At 72.7% G+C, this 23,142-nt stretch carries 17 protein-coding genes and 1 pseudogene; 7 read left to right on the forward strand and 11 right to left on the reverse strand.

What is annotated here, in order from left to right:
• Positions 1 to 78: 78 nt before the first annotated feature.
• From K7396_RS31010 to K7396_RS31060, 11 genes are all read right to left on the reverse strand, one after another.
• Positions 79 to 1,311 carry an NAD(P)/FAD-dependent oxidoreductase gene (locus K7396_RS31010; protein ID WP_086719052.1) on the reverse strand — a complete coding sequence of 411 codons (1,233 nt, stop codon included), beginning with the start codon at positions 1,309 to 1,311 and terminating at the stop codon, positions 79 to 81.
• A gap of 87 nt (positions 1,312 to 1,398) precedes the next feature.
• The gene (locus K7396_RS31015; RefSeq protein ID WP_086719053.1) at positions 1,399 to 2,169 is read right to left on the reverse strand and encodes an HpcH/HpaI aldolase family protein; all 771 of its coding nucleotides are present in this window, start codon (positions 2,167 to 2,169) and stop codon (positions 1,399 to 1,401) included.
• A gap of 1 nt (position 2,170) precedes the next feature.
• Positions 2,171 to 3,418: a type III PLP-dependent enzyme gene (locus K7396_RS31020; RefSeq protein ID WP_174887006.1), complete on the reverse strand. Its 1,248-nt coding sequence runs from the start codon at positions 3,416 to 3,418 to the stop codon at positions 2,171 to 2,173.
• Entirely contained in the window at positions 3,418 to 5,196 is a 1,779-nt protein-coding gene (locus K7396_RS31025; RefSeq protein WP_152105056.1) for an IucA/IucC family protein, read from the reverse strand. The genes K7396_RS31020 and K7396_RS31025 overlap by 1 nt, the downstream gene beginning before the upstream one ends.
• Complete coding sequence (locus K7396_RS31030) at positions 5,196 to 6,473, reverse strand: MFS transporter (RefSeq protein ID WP_086717931.1); 1,278 nt, start codon at positions 6,471 to 6,473, stop codon at positions 5,196 to 5,198. Before K7396_RS31030 ends, K7396_RS31025 begins: the two co-directional genes overlap by 1 nt.
• A 5-nt stretch (positions 6,474 to 6,478) precedes the next feature.
• On the reverse strand, positions 6,479 to 8,290 hold the full coding sequence (locus K7396_RS31035; protein ID WP_086717933.1) for an IucA/IucC family protein: 1,812 nt from the start codon (positions 8,288 to 8,290) through the stop codon (positions 6,479 to 6,481).
• The gene (locus K7396_RS31040) at positions 8,287 to 9,480 is read right to left on the reverse strand and encodes an ATP-grasp domain-containing protein (protein WP_152105055.1); all 1,194 of its coding nucleotides are present in this window, start codon (positions 9,478 to 9,480) and stop codon (positions 8,287 to 8,289) included. The genes K7396_RS31035 and K7396_RS31040 overlap by 4 nt, the downstream gene beginning before the upstream one ends.
• Positions 9,481 to 9,573: 93 nt before the next feature.
• A complete protein-coding gene (locus tag K7396_RS31045; protein ID WP_086721616.1) occupies positions 9,574 to 10,587 on the reverse strand; it encodes an ABC transporter substrate-binding protein in 1,014 nt (337 codons plus the stop codon).
• A 52-nt stretch (positions 10,588 to 10,639) separates the two neighbouring features.
• Positions 10,640 to 11,452 (reverse strand): ABC transporter ATP-binding protein, encoded by an 813-nt coding sequence (locus K7396_RS31050; protein ID WP_086721615.1) that lies wholly within the window; start codon positions 11,450 to 11,452, stop codon positions 10,640 to 10,642.
• Positions 11,449 to 12,525, reverse strand: coding sequence for a FecCD family ABC transporter permease (locus K7396_RS31055; RefSeq protein WP_086721614.1), 1,077 nt, complete (start codon positions 12,523 to 12,525; stop codon positions 11,449 to 11,451). The genes K7396_RS31050 and K7396_RS31055 overlap by 4 nt, the downstream gene beginning before the upstream one ends.
• A complete protein-coding gene (locus K7396_RS31060; protein WP_086721613.1) occupies positions 12,522 to 13,532 on the reverse strand; it encodes a FecCD family ABC transporter permease in 1,011 nt (336 codons plus the stop codon). The genes K7396_RS31055 and K7396_RS31060 overlap by 4 nt, the downstream gene beginning before the upstream one ends.
• Positions 13,533 to 13,866: 334 nt before the next feature.
• On the opposite strand from K7396_RS31060, the gene K7396_RS31065 reads away from it, so the two are divergent.
• From K7396_RS31065 to K7396_RS31095, 7 genes and pseudogenes are all read left to right on the forward strand, one after another.
• On the forward strand, positions 13,867 to 15,126 hold the full coding sequence (locus tag K7396_RS31065) for an FAD-dependent oxidoreductase (protein ID WP_086721612.1): 1,260 nt from the start codon (positions 13,867 to 13,869) through the stop codon (positions 15,124 to 15,126).
• 177 nt (positions 15,127 to 15,303) lie between these two features.
• Entirely contained in the window at positions 15,304 to 16,068 is a 765-nt protein-coding gene (locus K7396_RS31070) for a VOC family protein (RefSeq protein ID WP_086721611.1), read from the forward strand.
• Between the two features lie 179 nt (positions 16,069 to 16,247).
• Positions 16,248 to 16,709 (forward strand): SH3 domain-containing protein, encoded by a 462-nt coding sequence (locus K7396_RS31075; protein WP_223660256.1) that lies wholly within the window; start codon positions 16,248 to 16,250, stop codon positions 16,707 to 16,709.
• A 119-nt stretch (positions 16,710 to 16,828) separates the two neighbouring features.
• The gene (locus tag K7396_RS31080; RefSeq protein WP_086721610.1) at positions 16,829 to 17,623 is read left to right on the forward strand and encodes an SDR family NAD(P)-dependent oxidoreductase; all 795 of its coding nucleotides are present in this window, start codon (positions 16,829 to 16,831) and stop codon (positions 17,621 to 17,623) included.
• A gap of 182 nt (positions 17,624 to 17,805) precedes the next feature.
• Positions 17,806 to 19,029: an acyl-CoA dehydrogenase family protein gene (locus K7396_RS31085; RefSeq protein ID WP_086715045.1), complete on the forward strand. Its 1,224-nt coding sequence runs from the start codon at positions 17,806 to 17,808 to the stop codon at positions 19,027 to 19,029.
• An 887-nt stretch (positions 19,030 to 19,916) separates the two neighbouring features.
• Positions 19,917 to 22,007 carry an NACHT domain-containing protein gene (locus tag K7396_RS31090; protein WP_086715047.1) on the forward strand — a complete coding sequence of 697 codons (2,091 nt, stop codon included), beginning with the start codon at positions 19,917 to 19,919 and terminating at the stop codon, positions 22,005 to 22,007.
• Positions 22,008 to 22,310: 303 nt separating this feature from the next.
• Positions 22,311 to 22,957, forward strand: a pseudogene (locus K7396_RS31095) (glycosyltransferase family 2 protein).
• The last annotated feature ends 185 nt before the right edge of the window (positions 22,958 to 23,142 follow it).

Here is a 23,142-nt window from a genome sequence, read left to right on the forward strand (position 1 = left end):
ACGCCGAGCGATCATCCGTCGTTACGGCGGCCACACAGCCGCCGGCCGCGCCCCGTGAGGACGGCCGGCGGCCACCGCTCAGGGCAGCAGTTCCTCCAGCGGCACGCCGGGGTCGGCGAGCCGCTCGGGGTCCACGGCCCGCCCGCTCGCCACCAGCGCCCGGATCGGCTCGGTCACGTCCCAGACGTTCACGTTCATCCCGGCCAGCACCCGGCCGCCGGAGAGCCAGAAGGCGATGAACTCCCGGGCCGCGGTGTCGCCGCGGAACACCACGCGGTCGTACCCGCCCGGCTCCACATGGCCGGTGTACTCCATGCCCAGGTCGTACTGGTCGGTGAAGAAGTACGGCAGCCGGTCGTGGACCGCCTCCCGGCCCAGCATGGCGCGGGCCGCGGTCGCGGGCTGGTGGAGGGCGTTGGCCCAGTGCTCGACGCGCAGGTGCTTGCCCAGGAGGGGGTGGTAGGCGTTCGCGACATCGCCGGCGGCGTGGATGTCCGGGTGGGAGGAGCACAGCCGCTCGTCCACGACGACGCCGTCGTCGACCTTGAGCCCGGCCGCGGCGGCCAGCTCGCTGTTGGGGGTGATCCCGACGCCCACGATGACCGCGTCGGCCGCGATACGGGTGCCGTCGGCCAGCCGCACCCCGTCCACCGCGCCGTCGGTGCCGGTGATCTCGGTGACCTGGGTGTCGCAGCGCAGCGCGACACCGTGCTCGGTGTGCAGACCGGCGAAGATCTGGGCGACCTCCGGGCCCAGCACCCCCAGCAGGGGCAGCGGCGCCGACTCCAGCACGGTCACCTCGACCCCGGCCGCCCGCGCGGCGGCCGCGGTCTCCAGCCCGATCCAGCCGCCGCCGATCACCACGATCCGCGCCGCGGAGCGGAAGACGTCCTTGAGGCGGTCGCTGTCCGCCAGGCGCCGCAGGGTGTGGACCCCGTCGAGGTCGGCGCCGGGCACCGGCAGCGTGCGCGGGGTGGAGCCGGTGGCCAGCAGCAGCTTGGCGTAGCCCAGGCGGCTGCCGTCGGCGAGGGTCACCTCGTGGGCGGCCGGGTCCAGGGCGGTGACGGCGTTGCCGGTGCGCAGGTCGACGTCGTTCGCGGCGTACCACTGCGGCGGGTGGACGTAGACCTTCTCCTTCTCGGAGGTGCCCAGGAGGTAGCCCTTGGAGAGCGGCGGCCGCTCGTAGGGACGCTCGCGCTCCTCGCCCAGCAGCAGGACGGGCCCGTCGAAGCCCTCCGTCCGCAACGCCTCCGCGGCCTTCGCGCCGGCCAGCCCCGCTCCCGCGATGATGAATGCTGTGTTCTGGGCCATGTCCCGCTCAGCTCCTTCGGACGATCGGTTACCCGGTCATCAGTTACCCGCCCGGAGCGCGCGGAGGTACCGCCGAAGGAGTTGCCGTCACCCCTGCCCCGCGGTCCGCTGCCGGTGTTCCCGCAGCGCCCGCGCCGTCAGGTCGCGGTCCTCGCCCAGGACGAAGGCCCGGACACCGTCGGCGTGCCACTGCGCGCGGCGCTCCGGGGTGGTGGACATGGCGCAGAACGGCACGTCGTGGCGGGCGCAGGCGTCGCGCAGGGCCCGGACCGCTTCCTGGATGCGGGGGTGGCGGACCTGCCAGGGGACCCCGTAGGACTGGGAGAGGTCGCCGGGGCCCGGCAGGACCAGGTCGACGCCGCCGGGGGCGAGGATCTCGTCGATCGCCTCGACGCCCTCCCGGTCCTCCAGGAGCGCCACGATCATGATCTCCGCGTTGGCCCGGCGGAGGTACTCGGCCGGGTCGATGCGGCCGAAGCCGGGGCCCCGGCCGCCGTTGAGGGAGCGCATGCCCTCGGGTGCGTAGCGGGCGGCGCGGATCGTGGCGTCGATGTCCGCGCGGCCGCGGACGTGCGGGACGACGATGCCCATCGCCCCGGCGTCCAGGGCGCGCAGCACGGCGCCGGGATCGGCCTCGGGGACCCGGACGAAGGGGGTGAGCCCGGTCGTCTCGGCGGCCCGGATGAGGTTCTCCAGCCGCTGCGGGTCGACGAGGGTGTGCTCGGTGTCCAGGATCACGAAGTCGTAGTCCGCGCAGCCGATCATCTCGACCATGGCGGGCTCGGGCAGCGTGCTGAACAGCCCGTACGCCTCCTCGCCCGCGGCGAGCCGGTGCCGGACCTCGTTGGGGCGGAGCATCTCAGACCTCCCCGGTCGTGCCGGGCTCCGCGGCGCCCAGGAAGTGGAAGCCGGGCCGCGGGTGCATCAGGAAGTCGTGGTGCGAGATGTTCCAGGCGTACGCTCCGGCGACCCCGAACACCACCCGGTCACCGGCCCGCAGCCCCGGTGCCGGGACATCGCGGGCGAGGACGTCCTTGGGGGTGCACAGCTGCCCGGTGACGGTGACCAGGCCGCCGCGCGCGGCCGACCGCGGCCAGGGGTGCGGCCAGGGCGTGTCGGAGGTCAGGACCGTGCAGGGCTGGTCGTGGCCCTTGGTGGCGGGGGTGCGCAGATGGTGGGTGCCGCCGCGGACCACGGCGAACTCCTCGCCGTGGCTGTGCTTCACGTCCAGCACCTCGGTGGCGTACCAGCCGCAGTACGCGGTGAGCGCGCGCCCCGGCTCCAGGCGCAGGGTGAGGCCGGGGTGGGCGTCGGCGAGCCGCGCCAGGCCCGCGCCGAAGGCCGTCCAGTCGAACCGGCGCTCCGGGTCGGCGTAGTCGACGGCCATGCCGCCGCCGAGGGTCACCTCGGTCAGCGGGACGCGGTGCTGCGCGGCCAGGGCGGCGGCCCACGCCACGATGGCCTCGGACACCGCGAGCTGCTCGGGCGCCTCCAGGCCGCTGGCCAAATGGGCGTGGATGCCGCGGAGTTCGAGCTGCGGGCAGGTGCCGTCGGTGAGCAGGGCGACGACCTCACCGGCCTGGTCCGGGTCCAGCCCGAAGGGGGTGGGACGGCCGCCCATGGCCAGCGAACTGCCGTCCAGGGAGCCGTCGTCGACCGGCAGGTTGAAGCGGGCCAGCACCGCTACCCGGCGCTCGGGGGCGAGGCGGGCGGCCAGGCTCGCGAGCAGGTGGATCTCGTACACGCTCTCCACGTGGAAGCGCTCCACGCCCAGCTCCAGCGCTCGGGCGACCTCGGCGGGCGTCTTGCCCGGTCCGCCGAAGGCGAGCGGGGCGCCCGGCACGGCCTTGCCGACGTGTGCCAGCTCGCCGCCGGAGGAGACCTCGTAGCCGTCCACGTACGGGCGCAGCGCCGCCAGGATCTCCGGCTCGGGGTTGGCCTTGGCCGCGTAGTACAGCTCCACTCGGTCCGGCAGCGCGGCCCGTACCTCCGCCAGGTGCGTGCGCAGCGCCGTCAGGTCGTAGAGGTAGGCGGGCAGTTCCCCGGGCGCGAGGGACCGGGCGCGGTCGCGGACGTCCGGGGTGAGGGCGGGGGCGGGGGTGGTCATCATGCGCTCCAGGGGGTGGTGTCGTCGGTGCGCGCGGCGCCCGACAGAACGGCCTCGGCCAGCGGCGACGCCAGCCGGACGTAGCCGGCCTCGCGGTCGGCCTTGCGCTCCCAGCGGGTGAGCAGGTTGGCCTTGGCGGGCAGCGGGACGCCGGCCAGCAGCGCGGCCAGCCGCGGCGGGCAGCCGTAGCGGTCGGCGTGGGCCTGCAGGGTGCGGCGGACCTGCGCCCACAGCTCGGTCTCGGTGTCCGGGTGCAGGTCGGCGAGCGCGGCGAGCATCTCGGCGACGTGGTTGACCAGCAGGCAGTACACCACCCGGTCCCAGCCGCGCTGGGCGTCGTACGTCATCGGCGCCGCGACCTGCTCGGGCAGCGAGGCCAGCAGGCCGGCGTGGTGCTCGGGGACGAGCTTGGTGCCCTCCAGGTCGCGGAAGAGGACCTGCGCGGGCATCCCGTCGCCGTCGACGCAGACCAGCACGTTCTGCAGGTGCGGCTCCAGCACCAGGCCGTGGTCGAAGTAGGCGGCGAGCACCGGCGGCACGAGCAGGTTGAGGTAGGCGGCCCACCACTCCAGCGCGGCCTGCGGGCCGGCGCCTTCCAGGAGGCGCGAGAGGTGCGCGGCGCTGGTGGGGTACTCGTCGGCGACCGCGCCCGCCAGCAGCGGGGTGGTGCCCGGCAGCAGCCGCTGGGACAGGCCCTCGCGGACGATGACGCCGAAGCCCTCCAGCAGCTCGGTGTCCGGGCGGCCGTCGGCGCCGGGCAGCGCGAGGCTGCGGTAGGCGGGCTCGCGGAGCACCGCGGCGCCGGGGAAGCGGGCGGCGAGGTCGGCGAGCGCCGGCGCCAGCAGCCGGGTGAGGGCCACCGCCCCGGACAGCTCGTAACTGGCGTTCTTCCGGAGGCAGTTGGTGATCCGGATGTTGAGGCTGAACTTCAGGAAGGCGTCGCCGTCGTAGAGCGTGCGCACCGAAGCGGTGGCGGCGAACGGCGTCTCGCTGCTGCCCAGGACGCGGATGTCGTCGCGCTCCAGTGCCTCCGCGAGGCCCGCGTGGTCGCGCAGCAGCTCGTACTGCCAGGGGTGGACGGGCAGCAGCCGGTAGCCGTCGGGAACGTCGGCGTGCAGCGCGTCCAGCGGGTCGGCGGCCCCGTCGGCGGACCGCTCCTCGGCGATCAGCTCCTCGCGCACGGCGAGCAGCAGCAGCGGGAAGACCGCCCCGGTCTCGGGGGCGTAGGACTGCCAGGCGGTGGGGTCGCCGGTGCGGGCCTTGGGGGTCGGGTGGAAGCGGTGGCCCAGGAGCAGCGACTGCTCGGAGGTGACGTAGGCGGCCTGCCAGCCGTCCGCGCCGTCCGCCGGGGCGGCCGGGTCCTGCTCCGTACGGGCCGCCAGCGCCGCCGAGACGGCCTGGTGGCTGGAGGCGATCTGGGCCAGAAACTCCTCGTTGTCGACGCCGGTGCGCAGCGACAGCTCGGCGTGCACGTACTCGGCCAGCCGGCGCCAGCCGACCTCGGCCCAGCCGTCCGCGGTCTGTTCGGACACCGGGCCGGTGAACCGGTGCGCGCCGAACAGCGAGGTCCGCCGCAGCGCGACCCGCAGCAGCACGCCGCGGCGCGGCAGGCGCAGCAGCAGCCGCCCGTGGTCGACGGCGGTCTGGTGCTCGGGCCCGGACACCTCCCGCAGCAGGCAGTTGAGCAGGGTGTGCGCCACGGCCTGGTCCGCGGTGGGCAGACCGGCGGGGGCGGCGCCGGCCGCGGCGGGGGCGGGTGAATTGGTCAGCGAGGGCATCAAAGGCTCCTGCGGGTGCGGAGAGTACGGGGAAGGCGGGGGAGGGCGGTCGCCACCACGGTGACCAGCGCAATCGCGGTCCCGGTCAGGACGGGCGCGGTGGGGCCGAACCAGTCGTTCCCGACGGCCGCGGCCATGCCGGCGGCGACCGCGCCGGCCTTGGAGAAGAATTCGATCGAGCCGAACAGCCCGCCGGGGGCACGGCCCTTGGCGCAGTCGGCGGCCAGCACCGACATGCACACCAGGCCCAGGGTGAGGCCGGCGCCGAGCACCAGGCGGACCGCGACGAAGGCGGTGAGCGAGTGGGCGATGCCGTGCCCGGCCAGGCCCAGCGCGATACAGCCGAAGCCGAGCGCTATGCCGGCCCGGGGGCGGTGGCGGAAGAGCGAGTGCACCGGGATCGCGGCGATCAGGTAGCACATGTGCGGCAGGGCGAAGAGGACACCGGACACCATCGGTCCGGTGCCGGGTATCCGCTCCTTGATGAGGGAGATCAGGTACGGGAAGGAGATGACGGTGGAGAAGACGAAGGCGAACTCGATGGCGTACAGGGCCCGCAGGGAAGCGGCCGGGGCGCGCCCGGAGGGCTCCGCCGTCGCCTCGACCGGCGGCGTCCCGTCCGCCTCGACCTCCGCCGCGGCGGTCTGCGGCGCGGCGGTCCGGGACCGCGGCGGCTCCGGCAGCGCCGCCAGCATCGCGGCGGCGGCCAGCGGCAGCACGGCCAGCAGCGCGTACTGGCGGTGCGGCGACAGCCACGGCGTCAGCGCGCCGACCACGATCGGCGCGCACACCAGCGCCGCACGGGCGCTGCCCTGCATCAGCGTCAGCGCCCGGGACAGCGCATGGCCCTCCAGCGCCGCCCCCAGGTAGCCGTTGGACGCGGCGAAGGTGCCGCCCAGCACGCCCTGGAGCACCAGCGCGGCGGCGAAGGTGCCGATCGAGTCGGCCCAGCCCGCCAGCAGGAACGCCGCGGCGAGCCCCAACTGCGCGCGCAGCAGCAGCCGTTTGCGGCCGAAGCGGTCCGCGAGCCGCCCCCACAGCGGCGCGCCGATGGCGCCGAAGATGGTGGGCACGATGTAGAGCAGGCCGGCCCAGCGGGCGGCGCCGTCGCCCAGCTCGGGCAGGATCTCGGTGAGGTAGGGCGGCAGGCCCAGCGCGGCGAACGAGGCCACGAAGTAGCAGCCGGCGACGGCGAAGACCTGGCGGCGGGCGAGTCCGGGGCCGGCCTCGTTCTCGACGGCCGGGGGTGCGACCCGTGCGGCGGTGGCGGTTTTCATCGGGCTCATCGGGAAATCCCCGTCGGCAGCAGATAGTTGGGGCCGGTGGTGTAGTGCTTGTTGATGTCGGCCGCGCCGGACCGCTCCTTGGACAGCAGGGTCCCGGCGCTGACCATCGCCTTGACCGGCAGTTCCGCGGCGTCCAGGACGTGCGCGCGCAGCGCGGCGCCCGGTCCGCCCGGCGCGGTGCCCAGCCGCGCGACGGCCTCGGCGAGCCGGTCGCGGACCAGGCTCAGCAGCCGGTCGAGCGGTGCCCGTCCGTGCCGGGCCAGCCCGAAGGCGTAGGAGCCCGCGCACAGATGGAGGGTGATGGTGGTGAACAGGTCCAGCACCGGCCGGTCGTGGTCCGCGAAGATCCGCGGATCGGCGAAGTCCGCCGGGTCCGGGGCGTCGTCGCCCAGGGTCTCGCGTAGCCGTACGGCGTTGAGGCGCGGCGCGTCGTTGTCCTTGAACAGCAGCCGCAGCCGGGTGCCGTGCGCCCCTTCGTCCAGGACCAGCGAGATGTTCTGCTGGTGCGACTCCAGGCCGATGCCGTAGCCGAACAGGGTGGTCTGCCAGTCGAAGAGCAGGGTCAGCGCGGCGTCCAGCAGGGCCAGTGGGTCACCGCCGTAGAAGCGGTCGGCGAGTTCGTCGATCACCAGCCGTCCGCCGGGCGCCCGGCCCAGCAGCGCGGCCATCGGCACCACGGCGCTGCCGTCCAGCCCGGCCGGGTAGCGCCGGCACAGCACGGCGAGCAGCTCGTGGTCCGCGTGGGCGTACACCGTCTCGTCGGCCTGCAGGACCGACTCAGCGAACCGCGGTTCGCGGGCGATCACCGTCTCCAGCAGTCGCTGGCCCTCCGCGCCGTCGATGAGGGTGCGGGGCTTGATGGTGCGCCGGTTGCGCAGCCCCAGCGTCGCGGTGGCCAGCGGCAGTTTCAGGTGCAGACGGGGATCGGCGTCGATCGCCACGGTCCGCATCGACAGGGTCGGCACCGCGTCCAGCAGCGGGCGCGCGGACAGCACCGCCTCGCCCTCCAGGCCGGTCTCGCGCAGGGCCTCGCGCAGCGGGTCGCCGAGCGTCAACGGGTGGACGGGCAGGGCGAGATGACTCTCGTCGAGGCGCGGCAGGCCCAGCTCGGCCGGCGCCGGCCAGCACGCGGGCAGGGCCGCGGTCCCGCCGCCCGCGACGGTCGTCGCGGCGCGCGGCACGGCCAGCCAGCGCAGTGCGAACCGGGGATGGAACTCGGGCGCGTAGGCGTGCAGTTGGCCGTCGTCCAGGCCGGAGCGGCCCCGCGAGGTCGGGTAGACGGGGTGGTCGGTGCGGGCGGCCAGGGTGTCGTACGCCAGGCCGCCGGTCAGCCCCTGCCAGGCGGCGGGCGAGGTGCCGTGACGCTCCGTCAGCAGTCGGTCGACGGCGTCCCGGGTGCGGGTGTGCAGCCGCATCGTGGCCAGGGTCTGCCGGCACTCCTCGGCGAACGCGTCGAAGCCGGGCCGGTCGGCCGGGTCGGCGAGCGCGCGCAGCGCCGTGAGGACCGCGTCGACGGTCGTCAGCCGGGCGCCGTCGGACTCGCGGACCAGCAGCGGCAGCCGGGCCGCCCAGGTGCTCTGGTAGCCGTCCGCGCCCAGCGGCAGCAGCAGGGCACCGGCCGCCGGACCCGCGGGCAGCCGCAGCCAGGGGCCGTCCGGCCGCTCCAGCCGCGTGCCGGCGCTGCGCAGGCCGACCACGTCCTCGCGCAGCAGCGCGCTCAGCACCCGCAGCAGCAGCTCGGACTCCTCGGCCGCGCCGGCCGTCTCCTGCCCGGCCGGAGCGTCGGTGGTGTCGGGGGAGACGGTCATGACGAGATCTCCCAGCGCTCGGCGGTGAAGAAGTCCTGCGCGGCCCGGTCCAGGGCGTCGCGGTCGGTGCCGGTGGCCCGCAGGACGCCGAGGTAGTCGCGGTTGGTGCGGTAGTGCGGGTGCTCGGTGCCGACCGCGCGCAGCGGCCGGTAGGCCAGCCGTACGCCGTCCGTCTCGCGGTCCGTGGCGGCGGGCGCGGCGGTGAGCGTCCCGGCCCGGTCGGCGAGGGCGTACTCCACCCGGCCCGCGCCGCCCGGCCGGACACCGAGGTCGGCGGGCAGCGGCTCGCCGAGGTGAGTGCGCAGGACGTGCTCGAACAGCTCGATGCCCAGGACCCGGGCGAGCAGCAGATCGCACTGGTCGCCGATGACGCGGTAGTTCACCTCGATGAGCCGCGCCCGGCCCTCGTGCACCACGAACTCGGTGTGGCAGGCGCCGAACCCGACGCCCAGCGCGTCGAGTTGCGCCAGCACCTGGGCGACGACGGGCTCCGGGTGGGCGGCGACGAAGTCGTGCCGCTCCTCGATGAAGGACGGCGGCGCGGAGAGCGTGGTGTGGAAACCGCCCAGGAGGTGGCGCCGCCGGCCGTCGCCCAGGGTCTCCAGGGTGTAGAGCTCGCCGGCCAGGAACTCCTCGGCGACCAGCGCCGCCTGCGGGCGCCGGGCCTGGATCTCCCGGGCGCGCGCCTCCAGCTCCGCGGGTCCCTCGGCCAGCAGCACGTCCTCGCTGGCCACGCCCTCACGCGGTTTGACGACACAGGGGTAGGGCAGCCCCGCGGCGGTCAGGGCGGACGGGTCCCGGCCGGGCGCGAGCTCGGCGGACCGCACGGTGTCGGCGCCGGACGCGGCGAGGTGGCGGCGCATCTCGGCCTTGTTCTTGGCGCGCAGCGTGGCCCGCCAGTCCTTGCCGGGCAGCCCGAAGTAATCGGCGGCCAGGGCCGCCTGGGTCTGCAGGTGGTCGCTGTTGGTGAAGACCGCGGCGGCCGGGTGGTGCGTGGCGATGCGGGTGATGACCGCACGGAAGTCACGGACGTCGCACTCCAGGACCTCGTCGGCCCGGCAGCCGGCGCGCCGGTGGGCCTCGGGCTGGTCCGTCAGCAGCGTGACATCGAGACCGAGGCGGGCGGCGGCGGGGAGGAATCCCTCGGTGACCGAGTCGGTGGGGTTGAGCGCGAGCAGGTACATCCGCATGGGACGGGGCCCTTCAGGTTCAAGGGTGGTGCGGGGGACGTCGGGGACGGGGGCGGGCCGTGGGGACGGCGGCCCACCCCCGGTTCGGGCGGGTCAGGCCTTCGGCAGCGGCACGCCGGTGGCCTTGGCCACGTCGGCGAGCATGTGCTCGGCGGCCTGGATGCCGATGCCGGACATCCAGGTCTCGTCGGGCACGTCGAAGACCTTGTGCTTCTTGACGGCCGGCAGGTCCTTCCAGACCGGGTTGGACGTGACGTCCTTCTGCTGGGTCTTGCTCGGGGTGTCCGCGGTCGTCACGAACACCAGGTCCGCGTCGGCCTTGTCGATCTGCTCGGGGCTGACGTCGAGCATCGTCTTGGCCGGGTCGGTCGAGCTCTGCGACTTCGGCCGGGCCAGGCCGATGTCGTCGAGGACCACACCGCTGTAGGAGGACTTCTGGTAGAGGCGGGTCGGGCCCGCGACGAAGCGCACCACGGACGCCGACGGCATCTTGCCGTGGTACTTCTTCTTGATGGCCTCGCCCAGCGCCTTGGCCCGGCTCTGGTACTCCGTCAGCTTCCGGTCGGCTTCCTTCTCCAGCCCCAGCGCCTTGGCGTGGACCTTGAGGTTGGCCTTCCAGGGGCCGCCGGTGGTCTCGGTGAAGACCGTCGGCGCGATCTGCTGGAGCTTGTCGTAGATCTTCTCGTGCCGGACCTTGGAGGACAGGATCAGGTCGGGCTTCAGGGCGATGATCTTCTCCAGGTTCGGCTCCAGCAGCGGACCGACGTCCTTGACACCCCCGATCTCGTCCTTGAGGTAGGTCGGGAAGCCGCCCTCGGTCTTCATGTGCGGGGAGACCGCGCCGACCGGCTTGACGCCGAGCGTGGTGACGTCGTCGAGCTCACCGGTGTCCAGGACGACCACGCGCTTGGGCTTGGCGGGGATCTTCACGTCGCCGCCCATGGCGCTCTTGACGCTGCGCGGGAACCCGGCGCCTGCCTTCGCCGCGTCGTCGCCCCCGGAGGAGGTGCTGCCGCCGCACGCGGTGAGGGCGCCGGCGCCCAGGACGACGGTGAGCAGCGCGGCCGGCAGCCGTCCGGAGCCGCGCAGAGAGGATCTGGTGAACATGAAAGCAACTTCCTTAGGGGGAGCGGAAAGGGGAGAGGGCGTGGGGGAGGGGTCAGGCGGAGACGGCGGTGTGCCGTTTCGCGCTGCCCTTGGGGACGACCAGCGGGGTGCCGGTCTCGGGGTCGGGGATGACCCGGCAGTCCACGTCGAAAACGGACTTGACCAGCTCCGCGTCGAGCACGTCCGCCGGTGCGCCGGCCGCCGCCAGCTGCCCGTCCTTGAGGACCACGAGGTGGTCCGCGTAACGGGCCGCCTGCCCGAGGTCGTGCAGCACCATCACCACGGTGCGGCCCGCCTCGGCGTGCAGTTCGGCGACCAGGTCGAGGACGTCGAGCTGGTGGCGCAGGTCGAGGAAGGTGGTCGGCTCGTCGAGCAGCAGCAGGTCGGTGTCCTGCGCCAGCGCGAGCGCGATCCAGGCGCGCTGCCGCTGGCCGCCGGAGAGCCGGTCGACGGGCTGGTCGCGCAGCTCCACGGTGCCGGTGCGCCGCAGCGCCTCCTCCACCGCCTGCTGGTCGGCCGCCGACCAGGGGCTCAGCAGCCGCTGGTGGGGGTAGCGGCCCAGCCGTACCAGCGCCTCGACCGTGATCGCGTCGGGCGTGACCGGCTGCTGGGGGAGCAGCCCCATGCGCAGCGCCAGCGCCTTGGCCGGCATCCGGTGGATGTCGGAGCCGTCCAGCGCGACGGTGCCGGCGGACGGCGTCAGCAGCCGGGTCAGGCCGCGCAGCAGCGTCGACTTGCCGCAGGCGTTGGGGCCGACGACGGCGGTGACGGCGCCGCCGGGCAGCACCAGGTCGAGGCCGCCGACGATCAGCCGGTCGCCGTAGCGCAGATCGAGGCCCTGGGTGGAGAGCTGGTTGGCGGTCATCGGACACTCCTGTTGACGGAACTGCTCTGACGGATCATCAACACCAGCAGCCACGGCGCACCCAGCGTGGCGGTGACCACACCGACCGGCAGCCCGCTGACCGGCAGCAGGTACTGCGCCACGAGGTCGGAGGCCAGCAGCAGGACGGCACCGGCGAGGCCGGACAGCGCCAGCGTCCCGGCGGTCGGCGGCCCGGCGAGGAACCGCACGATGTGCGGCACCGCGAGCGCGACGAACGCGACCGGGCCGGTCAGCGCGGCGGCCAGCGAGGCCAGCACGATGGCGCAGACCAGCACCTGCAGCCGGGCGGTGTGGGTGTGCAGGCCGAGCGCCCCGGCCGAGTCGTCGCCCAGGTCGAGGACGGCCAGCCGGCGGTGCAGGGCGAAGGCGGCGAGCAGCGCCACGGCCATCGCCCCGCCCGCGGACCACACCTCGGTCCAGGTCCGCCCGTACACCGAGCCCGTCGTCCACTGCAGTGCAGATCCGGCGAGTTCGGTGGGGAACCGGACGACCATGAAGGTCACGGCCGCGGACAGGCCCGCCTGTACGGCCAGACCGACCAGCACCAGGCGGGTCACACTGACCCCCGAGCGCCAGCCGAACACCCCCAGCAGCGCCGCGGCGAGCAGCCCGCCGCCCAGCGCGGCCAGCGGCATCAGGGCCTGCGAGGCACCGGCCGCCAGCATCGCCACCGCGCCGAACGAGGCACCGCCGGTCACACCCATCACATCGGGGGAGGCGAGCGGATTGCGGAACAGCCGCTGGAGCAGGGCACCGGCCACCGCCAGGCCCGCCCCCGCGACGAGCGCCGCGACCATCCGCGGGGCCCGGAACTCCTGGACCACCAGCACCGTGGCGGAATCGCCGATCCCGAACAGCCCCTTGACCGCGTCGGCGGGCGGCAGCGGCATGTCGCCGTTGGCCACGGACACCGTCACCAGGGCCCCGAGCAGCACCACGCCGACCAGGGCGAGCAGCGGGGTCCGGCGGAGCGTGCGCCGTCGTCCCGGTGCCGCGGGAGCGGCGGCGGACGCCGTACCGGGCGTCTTCTTGTTCTCCACGAGGTCGGTCATCGGGCCACCTTCCGGGCCAGCAGCGCCAGCAGCGGCGCGCCGAGGAACGCGCTGATGATGCCGACCTGCAGCTCGGAGGGCCGGATGACGACCCGTCCGAGGATGTCGGCGGCGAGCAGCAGCAGCGGACCGGCGATCAGGCAGCCGGGTACCACGATCCGGTGGTCGGAGGTGCGCAGCAGCTGGCGGACCAGGTGCGGCGCGGCCAGCCCGATGAAGGCGAGCGGACCGGCCACGGCCACCGCCGACGCGGCGAGCAGGACGACGGCCAGCCCGCCGGCCACCCGGATCCGAGACACCCGCACGCCCAGCGCCTGCGCCGCGTCGTCGCCCAGCGCCAGCGCGTTGAGCGCGGGGGCGAGGGCGAGCGCGAGGACGAGTCCGAGCGCCAAGGTCGGCAGCACCGGGTAGAGCACCGACAGCGGGCGCTCGGCCAGCGATCCCGCCATCCAGAAGCGGGCCTCGTCCAGCGACCGCTTGCTGGCCAGCATGACCGTCGACGTCCAGGAGAGCAGGACGAGTTGGAGGACGGTGCCGCCCAGCGCGAGCCGCGCGGGGTCGAGGTCGCCCGCCCGCCGGGCCAGGGCCTGGGCGAACACCGCGGCGACCGCGGCCCCCGCGAACGCGAACCAGACGTACTGGCCGGGGCGGGTCAGGTGCAGTGCGTAGATCGCGACCACCACCGCGAAGCCCGCACCCGCGTTGATGCCGAGGGTCGTCGGGGACGCGAGCGGGTTGCGGGTGACGCCCTGGACGACCGCTCCGCCGACGCCGAGCGCCGCGCCGACCGCGAGGGCGATCAGCGTGCGCGGCAGCCGAAGGCCCGTCACCACCAGGGCGTCCCGCCCGTGGACGGTCCCGGACAGCGCGTCCCACACGGTGGACAGCGGTACGGAACGGGCGCCGAGGGCGAGGCTCAGAGCGGCACAGACCGCCAGGGCACAGAGCCCGGTCACGAACAACGGGACGCGCCGCAGGACCTTCGCGGCGGGCAGCGCATCGGGCACAGGGGGTGCGGTGGCAGGTGGTTTGATGGTCGGCACGCGTCGTTACATTAGGTTAGGCATACCTAAATCCACAAACCCGTCCGGCGTTAAACAGTCAACTGTCCTTTTTGTCGGACGGATCTTGCCGCCGGCTTCCACGGGGCCCCGACCTGGGGAGATCTACCCGTCCGCAGGCCCGCCCACTCCGGCGAATTTGCCGCCGGTGTGGTGGCGGCGGATTCCCGACGCGGAGGGCGAGCGGCACGAGTTGCCCGGAAAGCACATCAAGAGGGCTTTTCCCCCGATGTGCTTTTCTGAGGGGAGGCATCGCCGTCCTGCCCGGCCAAGGAGCGCCATGACCCCCACGACTGTGCGTATCGCGATCATCGGCGCCGGCCCCGGCGGGCTGGCCTGCGCCCGCGTCCTGCAGCGCCACGGCGTACCGGTCACCGTCTTCGACCACGACGCCGGCGTCCGCCCCCGGGGCGGCATGCTCGGACTGCCGGTGACGACCGCTCAGGAGGCCCTGCGCGCGGCCGGCCTGCACGAGCGGTTCGCCGCCCTCGCCCGCCCCGAGGGACGCGAGCTGCGGCTGCTCGACCACACCGCGACGGTGCTCTTCCGCCACACCCCCGGCCCCGGCGCGAGCGACCGCCCGGCGGGCACCGGCCCCGAGAGCGACCACCCCGGCGCGACCGACCGCTCCTGGGCCGATGAGCCCGGGGTCCATGAGCCCGGGGCCGACGGGCCCGGAGCCGCCCGCTCCGAGATCGACCGGAGCGACCTGCGCCGGCTCCTCCTGGACTCCCTCGCCCCCGGAACCGTCCGCTGGAACAGCTACCTGCGCACCCTGCACCCGCTCGGCGACGGCCGCCACCGGGCCGAGTTCGACGACGGCCACTCCGAGACCTTCGACCTGGTCGTCGGCGCCGACGGGACCTGGTCCAGGGTCCGCCCGATGCTCTCCGACGCGGACCCCCACTACACCGGAGTCACCTTCGTCGAGTCCGGCTGCGAGGACGCCGGCACCCGCCACCCGGACATCGCCCGGCTGGTCGGCGGCGGCGGCATGTGGGCCGAGTCCGCAGGCCGGGCGCTGTTCGCCCGGCGCGAGGGCGGCGGCCGGATCCGTGTCTACGCCGCCTTCCGCGGCTCCCAGGACTGGGCGCTGGACGCCGGGGTGCGGATGGCGGACACCGACGCCGTCCGCGCCGCGCTGCTCGACCGGTTCGCGGGCTGGGACGAACGGCTGCTGGCGCTGCTGCGCGCGAACGACGGCGGATTCGCCAACCGGCCGCTGTTCGCCCTCCCGGTGCCGCACACCTGGACCCACACCCCGGGCCTGACCCTGCTCGGTGACGCCGCGCACCTGATGCCGCCCTTCACCGGACGCGGCGCCGACCTCGCCCTGCTCGACGGCGCCGACCTCGCCCGCGCCCTCGCCGCACACGACGACCCCGACGAGGCGGTACGCGCCTACGAAGCGGCCATGCTGTCCCGCGCCGCCGCGGCCGCCGAGGCCGCCGCCCGCGCGTCGGCCGACGCCCTCGCCCCCGACGCCCCACGCGCCTCACTGCACCAACTGCGCGCCGCCTTCGGCGCCCCGCAGCCGTAACCGGCCCGCCGCCGACACCGCGGAACCGGCCGCCCCCACACCACGGCCGCCCGCCTCCGGTTGCGGCCCCGCCGCCCCCGTCGGACGATCGGCACCGTACGCCTGCCGGCCGGCGGCGTGCGGACGCGAGCGCGGCACCGCCCGGCCGCGGCCCGGCGCGGAGGAACGGAACACACCGTGAAGATCACTGAGCCCACGCCCGGCGCGCCCTGCTGGGTCGAACTGGGGACGTCGGACGTGGCGGCCGCCAAGGTGTACTACCACCAGGTCTTCGGCTGGCGCGCCGAGACCGACCCGCGGGAGGAGGCGGGCGGCTACACCATGCTCCACCTCGGGGACGCCCCGGTCGCCGCGCTGACCCCGCTCTACGCCCCCGGCCAGCCGACCGCCTGGACCGTGTCGTTCGCGACGCGGGACGCCGACGCGCAGGCGGCCGCGGTCACCGAGGCCGGCGGGCGCCTGCTGATGGGTCCCATGGACGTCTTCGACCTGGGCCGTTTCGCCGTGATGGCCGATCCGGAGGGCGCGGTCTTCTCGCTGTGGCAGGGCCGGTCCTTCGCCGGCGCCGCGGTGTTCAACGCACCGGGCTCGCTCGGCTGGGTCGAACTCGCGACCCGGGACGAGGAGGCCGCCAAGACCTTCTACACGCGGGTCTTCGGCTGGACCGTGGGCACGCACCGGGACTACCCGCAATGGGGGCTCGACGGCGCCGACTTCGGCGGGATGAGCGCGCTGGACGAGTTCTACCCGGACGACGTCCGGGCCCACTGGCTCCCCTACTTCGCGGTCGCCGACGTCGACTCGGCCGCCGCCAGGGCCGCCGAGTCGGGAGGCATGCTGCTGGTGCCCCCGACGGATGTGCCCGCGGGGCCGCGGGTCGCGGTGATCCGCGACCCGCAGGGCGGGCACTTCGGCATCCACGGCGCCGGAACCGAGGGCTGACCCGCGCCGGTGCCGCCGCCCCCGCGAGGCGGCGAATTCCCGTGCCGCGGACGTGCCGGTGCGTGCCGTCACACGATCGGCGGCCTGTTCGTCGTTTCCCCGCATTCGCAGGGTGAATTGCGCGTAATGTCCACCTCGCGGCAATGGGTGGCATTGCGCGTCGAGAACAGGAGACCCCTATGCCCACGACCGACCTCCTCGTGGCCCGAGGCAAGCAGCTCGCAGCCGGCGCGGGCGCACTCGCCACGGCTGTCGCCCTCGGCGCGACGCTGCTGGCCGCGGCCCCGGCGCACGCGACGACCCCCGGGCCCACGAAGCCCTTCGGTGTGGTCACGGCCAAGTCGGGGCTGAGCCAGCGTCAGTACCCCAGCACCGACTCCTCCGTGCGGGGCCACCTCCGTCACCGCACGCAGGTCGGCCTGGTGTGCAAGGTCCGCACCCAGAGCGTCGGCGGCAACACCGTCTGGTACCTGACGCGCGAGGAGCGGGCGTCCTGGGTCTCGGCGAGGTACGTGACCAGCAGCGGCGCCGTCCGGTACTGCAAGGACGTCCAGCGCCTCCGGATCCAGCCGAACCACATCGTCAGGCCGAACCACGTCGTCAAGCCGAATCACGTCGTCAAGCCGCACCCCGTGGGCTGAGGACGCCGGCTCAGGGCCCGGCCCGGTGCCGCGAAGGCGCCGGGCCGGGCCCTCGTGCGTGTGGTGTGCGGGACCCGCCCGCGAAGCGCGGGGCGGAAGAAGGGGAACGGAGCGGAGCCGTGCAGATCGATCTCACCGGCCGGACCGCGGTGGTGACCGGCTCGACGCAGGGCATCGGGGCGGCCATCGCCCTGGGGCTGGCCCGCGCCGGAGCCCGGGTCGCCGTGAACGGCCGCAGCGCCGGGTCCGTGGACGCGGCGCTGGAGCGGATGCGCACCCGGGAGCCCGGGGGCGACTTCCTCGCGGCGCCCGGTGACATCGCGTCCGACGAGGGCCTCGACTGGGTGACCGAGGCCGTGCCGCGGGCGGACATCCTCATCAACAACCTCGGCGTCTTCGGCTCCCGGCCCGCCCTGGAGATCGACGACGCCGAGTGGCGGCGGTACTTCGACACCAATGTGCTCACGGCGGTCAGGATGATCCGCCGCTATCTGCCCGGCATGACCGAGCGGGGCTGGGGCCGCGTCCAGAACATCGCCAGCGACTCCGCCGTGGTCATTCCGGCCGAGATGATCCATTACGGGATGTCCAAGACGGCGCTGCTCGCGGTCTCCCGCGGCTTCGCCAAGGAGGCGGCCGGCAGCGGCGTGTGCGTGAACTCCGTCATCGCCGGACCGACCCACACCGGCGGCGTCGAGGACTTCGTCCGCGACCTCGTCGGCCGCGACCTGCCGTGGGACGAGGCACAGCGGGCGTTCATGCGCGAGTACCGGCCGCAGTCGCTGATCCAGCGCCTGATCGAACCGGAGGAGATCGCCGCCATGGTCGTCTACCTCAGCTCCCCCCTCGCCTCCGCGACGACCGGCGCGGCCATCCGCGTCGACGGCGGATACGTCGACTCGATCGTCCCCTGAGGGGCGGCGGGGGCTGGTGGTGGGGCGGCGGTGGGCCGACCGCCCCTCACCCGGCCCGGTCCCCACCCTCTTCCGTATTACTGGAACAAGTTCTACTGTGCCCCTCGATCCGGCAGCCGACGGGCCGTCAGCTCTCCGTGCCCCTCGGACCGGACGACCGGACCGGACGAACTGGAGGGGCCGTGCACCTCGAATACACCCCCGAGCAGCAGCAGTTGCGCGCCGAACTGCGCACGTACTTCGCCGCGCTGGTGCCGGACCGTGCCCCCGAGGGCCCCGACGGCTCCACCGTCCCCGGCCGCGCCCCCCACGCCGACCCCGCCGCCCAGAAGCGGTTCTACCGCGAGACCGTGCGCCGGCTGGGCGCCGACGGCTGGCTCGGCGTCGGCTGGCCCAAGGAGTTCGGCGGACGCGGCCTGTCCCCGACGGAGCAGTTCATCTTCTTCGACGAGGCGGCCCAGGCGGGCGTGCCGCTGCCGCTGATGGCGCTGAACACCGTCGGCCCGACGATCATGCAGTTCGGCACCGACGAGCAGAAGTCCTCCTTCCTGCCCCGCATCCTCTCCGGCGAGATCGACTTCGCCATCGGCTACAGCGAACCGGACGCCGGCACCGACCTGGCCGCCCTCAAGACCCGCGCCGTCCGGGTGGGCGACGAGGAGAGCGGCCACTACGTCGTCAACGGGCAGAAGATCTGGACGACCAACGGCGACACCGCGGACTGGGTGTGGCTCGCCGTGCGCACCGACCCGGAGGCCCCGCCCCACAAGGGCATCACCATGCTCCTCGTCCCCACCAGCGACCCCGGCTACTCCTGCACCCTGATCAACACCCTCGCCTCGCACGACACCACCGCCAGCTACTACGAGAACATCACCGTCCCCGCCTCCCACCGCGTCGGTGACGAGAACAAGGGCTGGCGGATCATCACCAACCAGCTCAACCACGAGCGGGTCACCCTCGCCGCCCACGGCACCATGGCCATCCGCGCCCTGCACGACGTCCAGCACTGGGCCGCCACCACCACACTCGCCGACGGCCGCCGCGTCATCGACCTGGGCTGGGTACGCGGCCGGCTCGCCCGCACCCACGCCCGGCTCGACGCCATGAAGCTGCTCAACTGGCAGATGGTCGACGCCCTCCAGCACGACACCCTCACCCCGCAGGACGCCTCCGCCGTCAAGGTGTACGGCTCCGAGGCCCGCCGGGACGCCTATGCCTGGCTCATGGAGATCGTCGGCGCCGCCGGCCCCCTCAAGGAGGGCTCCGCCGGCGCCGTCCTCCACGGCGAACTGGAACGCGGCTACCGCTCCGCCGTCATCTTCACCTTCGGCGGCGGCAACAACGAGATCCAACGCGAAATCATCTCCTGGATCGGCCTGGGAATGCCCCGCGTACGACGCTGAAACGGCGCGGCTACGGCCGATAGTTGTCACCGTGCTCCGACACGGCTGCGCGGGTGTGCTGGGAAGCTCAGCCTTGCCGCAACCACCATGCGGTCATTGCGACGATCATCGATCCGCCTGCTGCCGCAGCACCGCGTACAGCGGCAAACATGGCAGTGCGCAGCAGGCGCTTGCGGGTTCGTGAACGTGTGCTGACACACATCTTGACCTCCTCGGTTCGCCGAATGTGAGAGACGATGACGCTCAGGTTGTCGAGGCGGGGAAAGGGCGGGCAGAGCGGGCATATGGCCGTTACCCTGCTGGTCACAAGCTGCCCGTCCGTGCCCGTCACGGGCACGGACGCGGGGCGGGCGGTGGTCAAGGGGTGAGCGATGGCGGGGCGGGCGAGCAGTCTGTGGGAAGAGTTACGCAGCCTTGAACGCCGGGCCTATGCGCGGAGACGGGCGCAGGGCCTGCCTTGTTCGCGTCGCGAGACAGCGCAAGCCCTTCGCGCTCAGCCCTTCAACGTGCTTCTGGATGCCCAGCGTCTCAGCTCCTGGATTCCCGACGATCCGGCCAAGGCCGTAGTGCCCAGTCCTGCGAGCGGCGACAAGGTCTGGGCTCTGGTTCAGCTTTGGCATGTGTGGGCTGGGGAACCAGTGCTCGAGATTCGGAGCCGACGGTACTTCCAAAGCTTGATTGAGGAGGCGCAGCCCGATCGTCGGCGGCGAGCCAGCTCTGCCATCGGGCTGCCCGTTGTACTTGAAAATCTCTTGGAACGGCAGCGGGACCAGGGAGAGCTGTGGCCCTATGTCATTCACGATGGATCTGGTGCACGGCTGCCGTTGTCGGAAGTGCACGTCCCTCAGCCCCTTGTTGCGTCCTCGGTCACAGGAGCGCCATCCCATGTGGCCCCAGGCATCCTCGTCGAAGAGATTCTTTCGTTGCCGGGGCAGGGGAACCTACTCGTGGAGGCTGGCCCTGGAGGGGGTAAGTCGACCCTGATGGCCCGGCTGGCAGGAAGGCTTTCTCAGTTGCTGCTGCAGCGGGGAGGCGGCGAGGCAAGCCTGATCCCGGTTTGGACCACAGCGTCGTATCTCGCTACCTCTCACGACGGTGTTGACCTCGCTCTGTCTCGGCTGGTCTATGGCCGGGCTTATGACGGGGACCGACAGTTCACCAAGGTTGTGAAGGAGCTGATGCCTGAGGGCTCAACGTGGCTGATCATGGTGGACGGCCTGGATGAAGTCTCCGCCGTCGGGGAACGCGCCCATCTGGCACGACGCCTGACTACGCTGGCGGGACAGACTCGTGCGGACGAAGCACGTGCGCGCTTCGTTGTGGCAAGCCGCCCACTGCACCGACTGGAAAGGGCCGTGTTCGATCGGGCGGGCTTCACCCGATGGGCGGTGGCGCCCTTCGACGACGGGCAGGTGCAGCAGTTCGCTGCCCGCTGGTTTGGTGCGGAGGAGCCCGGGCCCAGACAGGCGCAGGAGTTTGTCCGTCAGGCGAACCTCGCAGGCATGCAGGAGCTGATGGCGAATCCGCTCTTGGCGGCCGTTGCCGCGGCAGTGTTTGAGGCGTGGCCGGACCGGATGCTCCCCGCTAATCAGTACGCGCTTTACGAGCAGTACCGTGCCTACCTCATAAGCGCCAAGAGCCTGCAGCGCGACACGTACCTCAGCTGCCTGGTTCCCAGTACGATGCGTGACCCTGCCGCCCTGGACTGTCTCCGATTCCTCCGGGAACGGTTTGACGACCTGCTGCGTCACCTTGCACTGACGACGGTCACGGAGACGTCTCCCGATTTGCTCCACACCGCATTGTTATGGCTCACCGAACAGTTGGGGCCGCGTACCCGCACAAGTATTCCGGGGTGGAGCGAGAAGATCGCCGCTCTGCTCACCACGAGCGGCCTCATTCTCCCCAGCGAAGACGGTCTTCGCTTTCTGCACGTCAGCTTCGCCGAACACCTGGCCGCCGAAGCGGAATCCTTGTGCCTGCCTGCCCACTTCGACCCAATGTCCCGGGAATGGGCAGCAGTCCTGGAGCAAGCTGTCCTCGGCAAGGAGGGGCGAGCGCGGACCGCACGAACCGCTCTTCTTCACTTCTCTCACCGGCACCCCCTCGAGTCTGCGCGCATGCTTACCTGGCTCCAGCAGGGCACGGAACGGCACCAGCAGATAGCGGGATTCCTGCTTGCCGAGGGAAGCCCTGCGGCGCCGGCGCACGTTGCCTCCTTTCTGGAGAAGCTCCCTTCCCTGCCACCTGACTGCTGGCGTATGGCGGGGCACCTCACAGATCCCTCAGCGCACGAGATGCTGTGCTCGTACGCCAGCAGTGCCAGCCACCCGAGAGCGCTGCGCCAGCAGGCATTGGCCGCCCTGGCCATCCGACATCCCGGCGAGGCAGAGAAGGTCAGGGCTTGCTTCACAGCACCATTGGACGAGCACGGCCTGATTGGCGTGCAGAAGCCTTCCGAGGAAGGGTGGTTGCTGCCTCCGGACGCCGATGGGTGCTGGGAGCCCTCTGCCTTGATCGACGTGCTCGAACAACTCAGCTCAGAGGACGTTCGTGACGGGGCAATGCTGTTCAGCGAACTTGTCTGCGAAGGGAGTCTGGAGAGTGCTGAACGCAGCGCAGTGATCTATCGGCTGTGCGAGGCAGCCCCCGAGGAGGCGAAGTGGACAGCGGAGCGCCTGCAAGACATCGCTGCCAGCACTCAAGTGGCCCCCTGGCTACGCATCGACGCAGCTGAAGCGCTGACCGAGTTCGGCGAAACCTACCTCACGAACGCTATGGTCGCGCTCACCTCCATCGCTGAGGACCAGCACCACGCCATTCAGAGTCGCCTGGCTGCTGCCGAATGTCTCGCTGACCTGGGACGTCCGCATGTTGAATACGCCTGTCGAATCCTCACTCGCCTTGCACAGCAAGAAACTACGCAACCCTGCCATCGCATGGAGCTGTGGGAGGCACTCGCTCAGCTCCAAGACTGACGGAGACCGTTCCTGCACCGGCCATGGGACAAGCGCGGTCTCATACACCGCACACGGCGAGAACAAGAAGCGCCGCCCTCAACCTCTGCCGAGATCAATCTGCGGTCTGTGGCGCGGAAGCCGGCCTCGGGCGAGATAGCAGTGGTAGGTAGACACCGCCGTGGTGAATTGCCAGCGTGCGAGCGGCACGCCCTCTCCCGCACGTCCCACACAACCTTTGCCGGTCACCGGGGTTCCCACTCACGTGCGTTGATATTTCAGGTCTTCGTCTGGAGGCCGACACCTTCGAGGAGCACCACCGCCATGCCCGAGACGGGCCCCGGATCCGCCCCGTGTTTCAGTGTCATCGTTCCCGTGTTCAACGTGCAGGGATATCTGCGCGCGTGCCTGGACTCGTTGCTGGCGCAGGACTTCACCGACTTCGAGGTCATCGCGGTCGACGACCGCTCGCCGGATCTGAGCGGGGAGATCCTGGCGGAGTACGCCGCCAGGGACCGTGGGTGATCACCGTGCGGCATGAGGAGAACCGTGGCATCGGCGCGGCCCGTAACACCGGGGTGGACCGGGCGAGTGGGGACTGCCTGCTGTTCCTCGACAGCGATGACACCCTCACCGCGGGCGCGCTGCGGGACAGGGCCGGCCGTCTGGCCGTGTCCGACGACCCCGACCTGCTGCTCTTCGACCATGTGCGGACCTACTGGTGGCACGTGGTCCGGCCCAGTGCCGCACGCGAACCGCCGACCGGGGCCGGGGCGGAGGTGTGCAGGCCCGCTGAGCGCACCGAGTTCCTGCAGATGTTCGCGGTGGTGTGGAACCGGGCGTTCCGGAGCGACTTCTTCGTGGACCACGGGTTCCGGCCGGAAGAGGCCGCCCGGAGGGTGGCAGGTGCGGTCCTCGCGCGTACGGGGGACGGTGCGGCGAGCCGGTCCGGCGTCGAGCGGACCGGCTGACGGGACGGGGCTCCCTTCCCGGCGCGCACGGCCGGGAAGGGGCACCCCCGCGCACCCGGTGGCCGGACCGCGTCTGTCGTACGGCGGCCCGCCGGGCGATGATGCGGGTGAGCCGTCGCGGGGCCGACAATGGGTACACGCCGACGGGGCAGCGGAGGGAGGTGTGGTGCGTGGCAGGCGACCCG

The sequence above is a fragment of the Streptomyces angustmyceticus genome, from assembly GCF_019933235.1.
Taxonomy (GTDB): domain Bacteria; phylum Actinomycetota; class Actinomycetes; order Streptomycetales; family Streptomycetaceae; genus Streptomyces; species Streptomyces angustmyceticus.

Excerpts from the sequence above, each read along its gene's own strand:
- K7396_RS31015 (WP_086719053.1), bottom strand. The coding sequence starts at position 2,169 with ATGCTCCGCCCCAACGAGGTCCGGCACCGGCTCGCCGCGGGCGAGGAG.
- K7396_RS31040 (WP_152105055.1), bottom strand. The coding sequence starts at position 9,480 with ATGCGGATGTACCTGCTCGCGCTCAACCCCACCGACTCGGTCACCGAG.
- K7396_RS31055 (WP_086721614.1), bottom strand. The coding sequence starts at position 12,525 with ATGACCGACCTCGTGGAGAACAAGAAGACGCCCGGTACGGCGTCCGCC.
- K7396_RS31030 (WP_086717931.1), bottom strand. The coding sequence starts at position 6,473 with ATGAAAACCGCCACCGCCGCACGGGTCGCACCCCCGGCCGTCGAGAAC.
- K7396_RS31020 (WP_174887006.1), bottom strand. The coding sequence starts at position 3,418 with ATGACCACCCCCGCCCCCGCCCTCACCCCGGACGTCCGCGACCGCGCC.
- K7396_RS31010 (WP_086719052.1), bottom strand. The coding sequence starts at position 1,311 with ATGGCCCAGAACACAGCATTCATCATCGCGGGAGCGGGGCTGGCCGGC.
- K7396_RS31065 (WP_086721612.1), top strand. The coding sequence starts at position 13,867 with ATGACCCCCACGACTGTGCGTATCGCGATCATCGGCGCCGGCCCCGGC.
- K7396_RS31035 (WP_086717933.1), bottom strand. The coding sequence starts at position 8,290 with ATGACCGTCTCCCCCGACACCACCGACGCTCCGGCCGGGCAGGAGACG.
- K7396_RS31025 (WP_152105056.1), bottom strand. The coding sequence starts at position 5,196 with ATGCCCTCGCTGACCAATTCACCCGCCCCCGCCGCGGCCGGCGCCGCC.
- K7396_RS31045 (WP_086721616.1), bottom strand. The coding sequence starts at position 10,587 with ATGTTCACCAGATCCTCTCTGCGCGGCTCCGGACGGCTGCCGGCCGCG.
- K7396_RS31075 (WP_223660256.1), top strand. The coding sequence starts at position 16,248 with ATGCCCACGACCGACCTCCTCGTGGCCCGAGGCAAGCAGCTCGCAGCC.
- K7396_RS31050 (WP_086721615.1), bottom strand. The coding sequence starts at position 11,452 with ATGACCGCCAACCAGCTCTCCACCCAGGGCCTCGATCTGCGCTACGGC.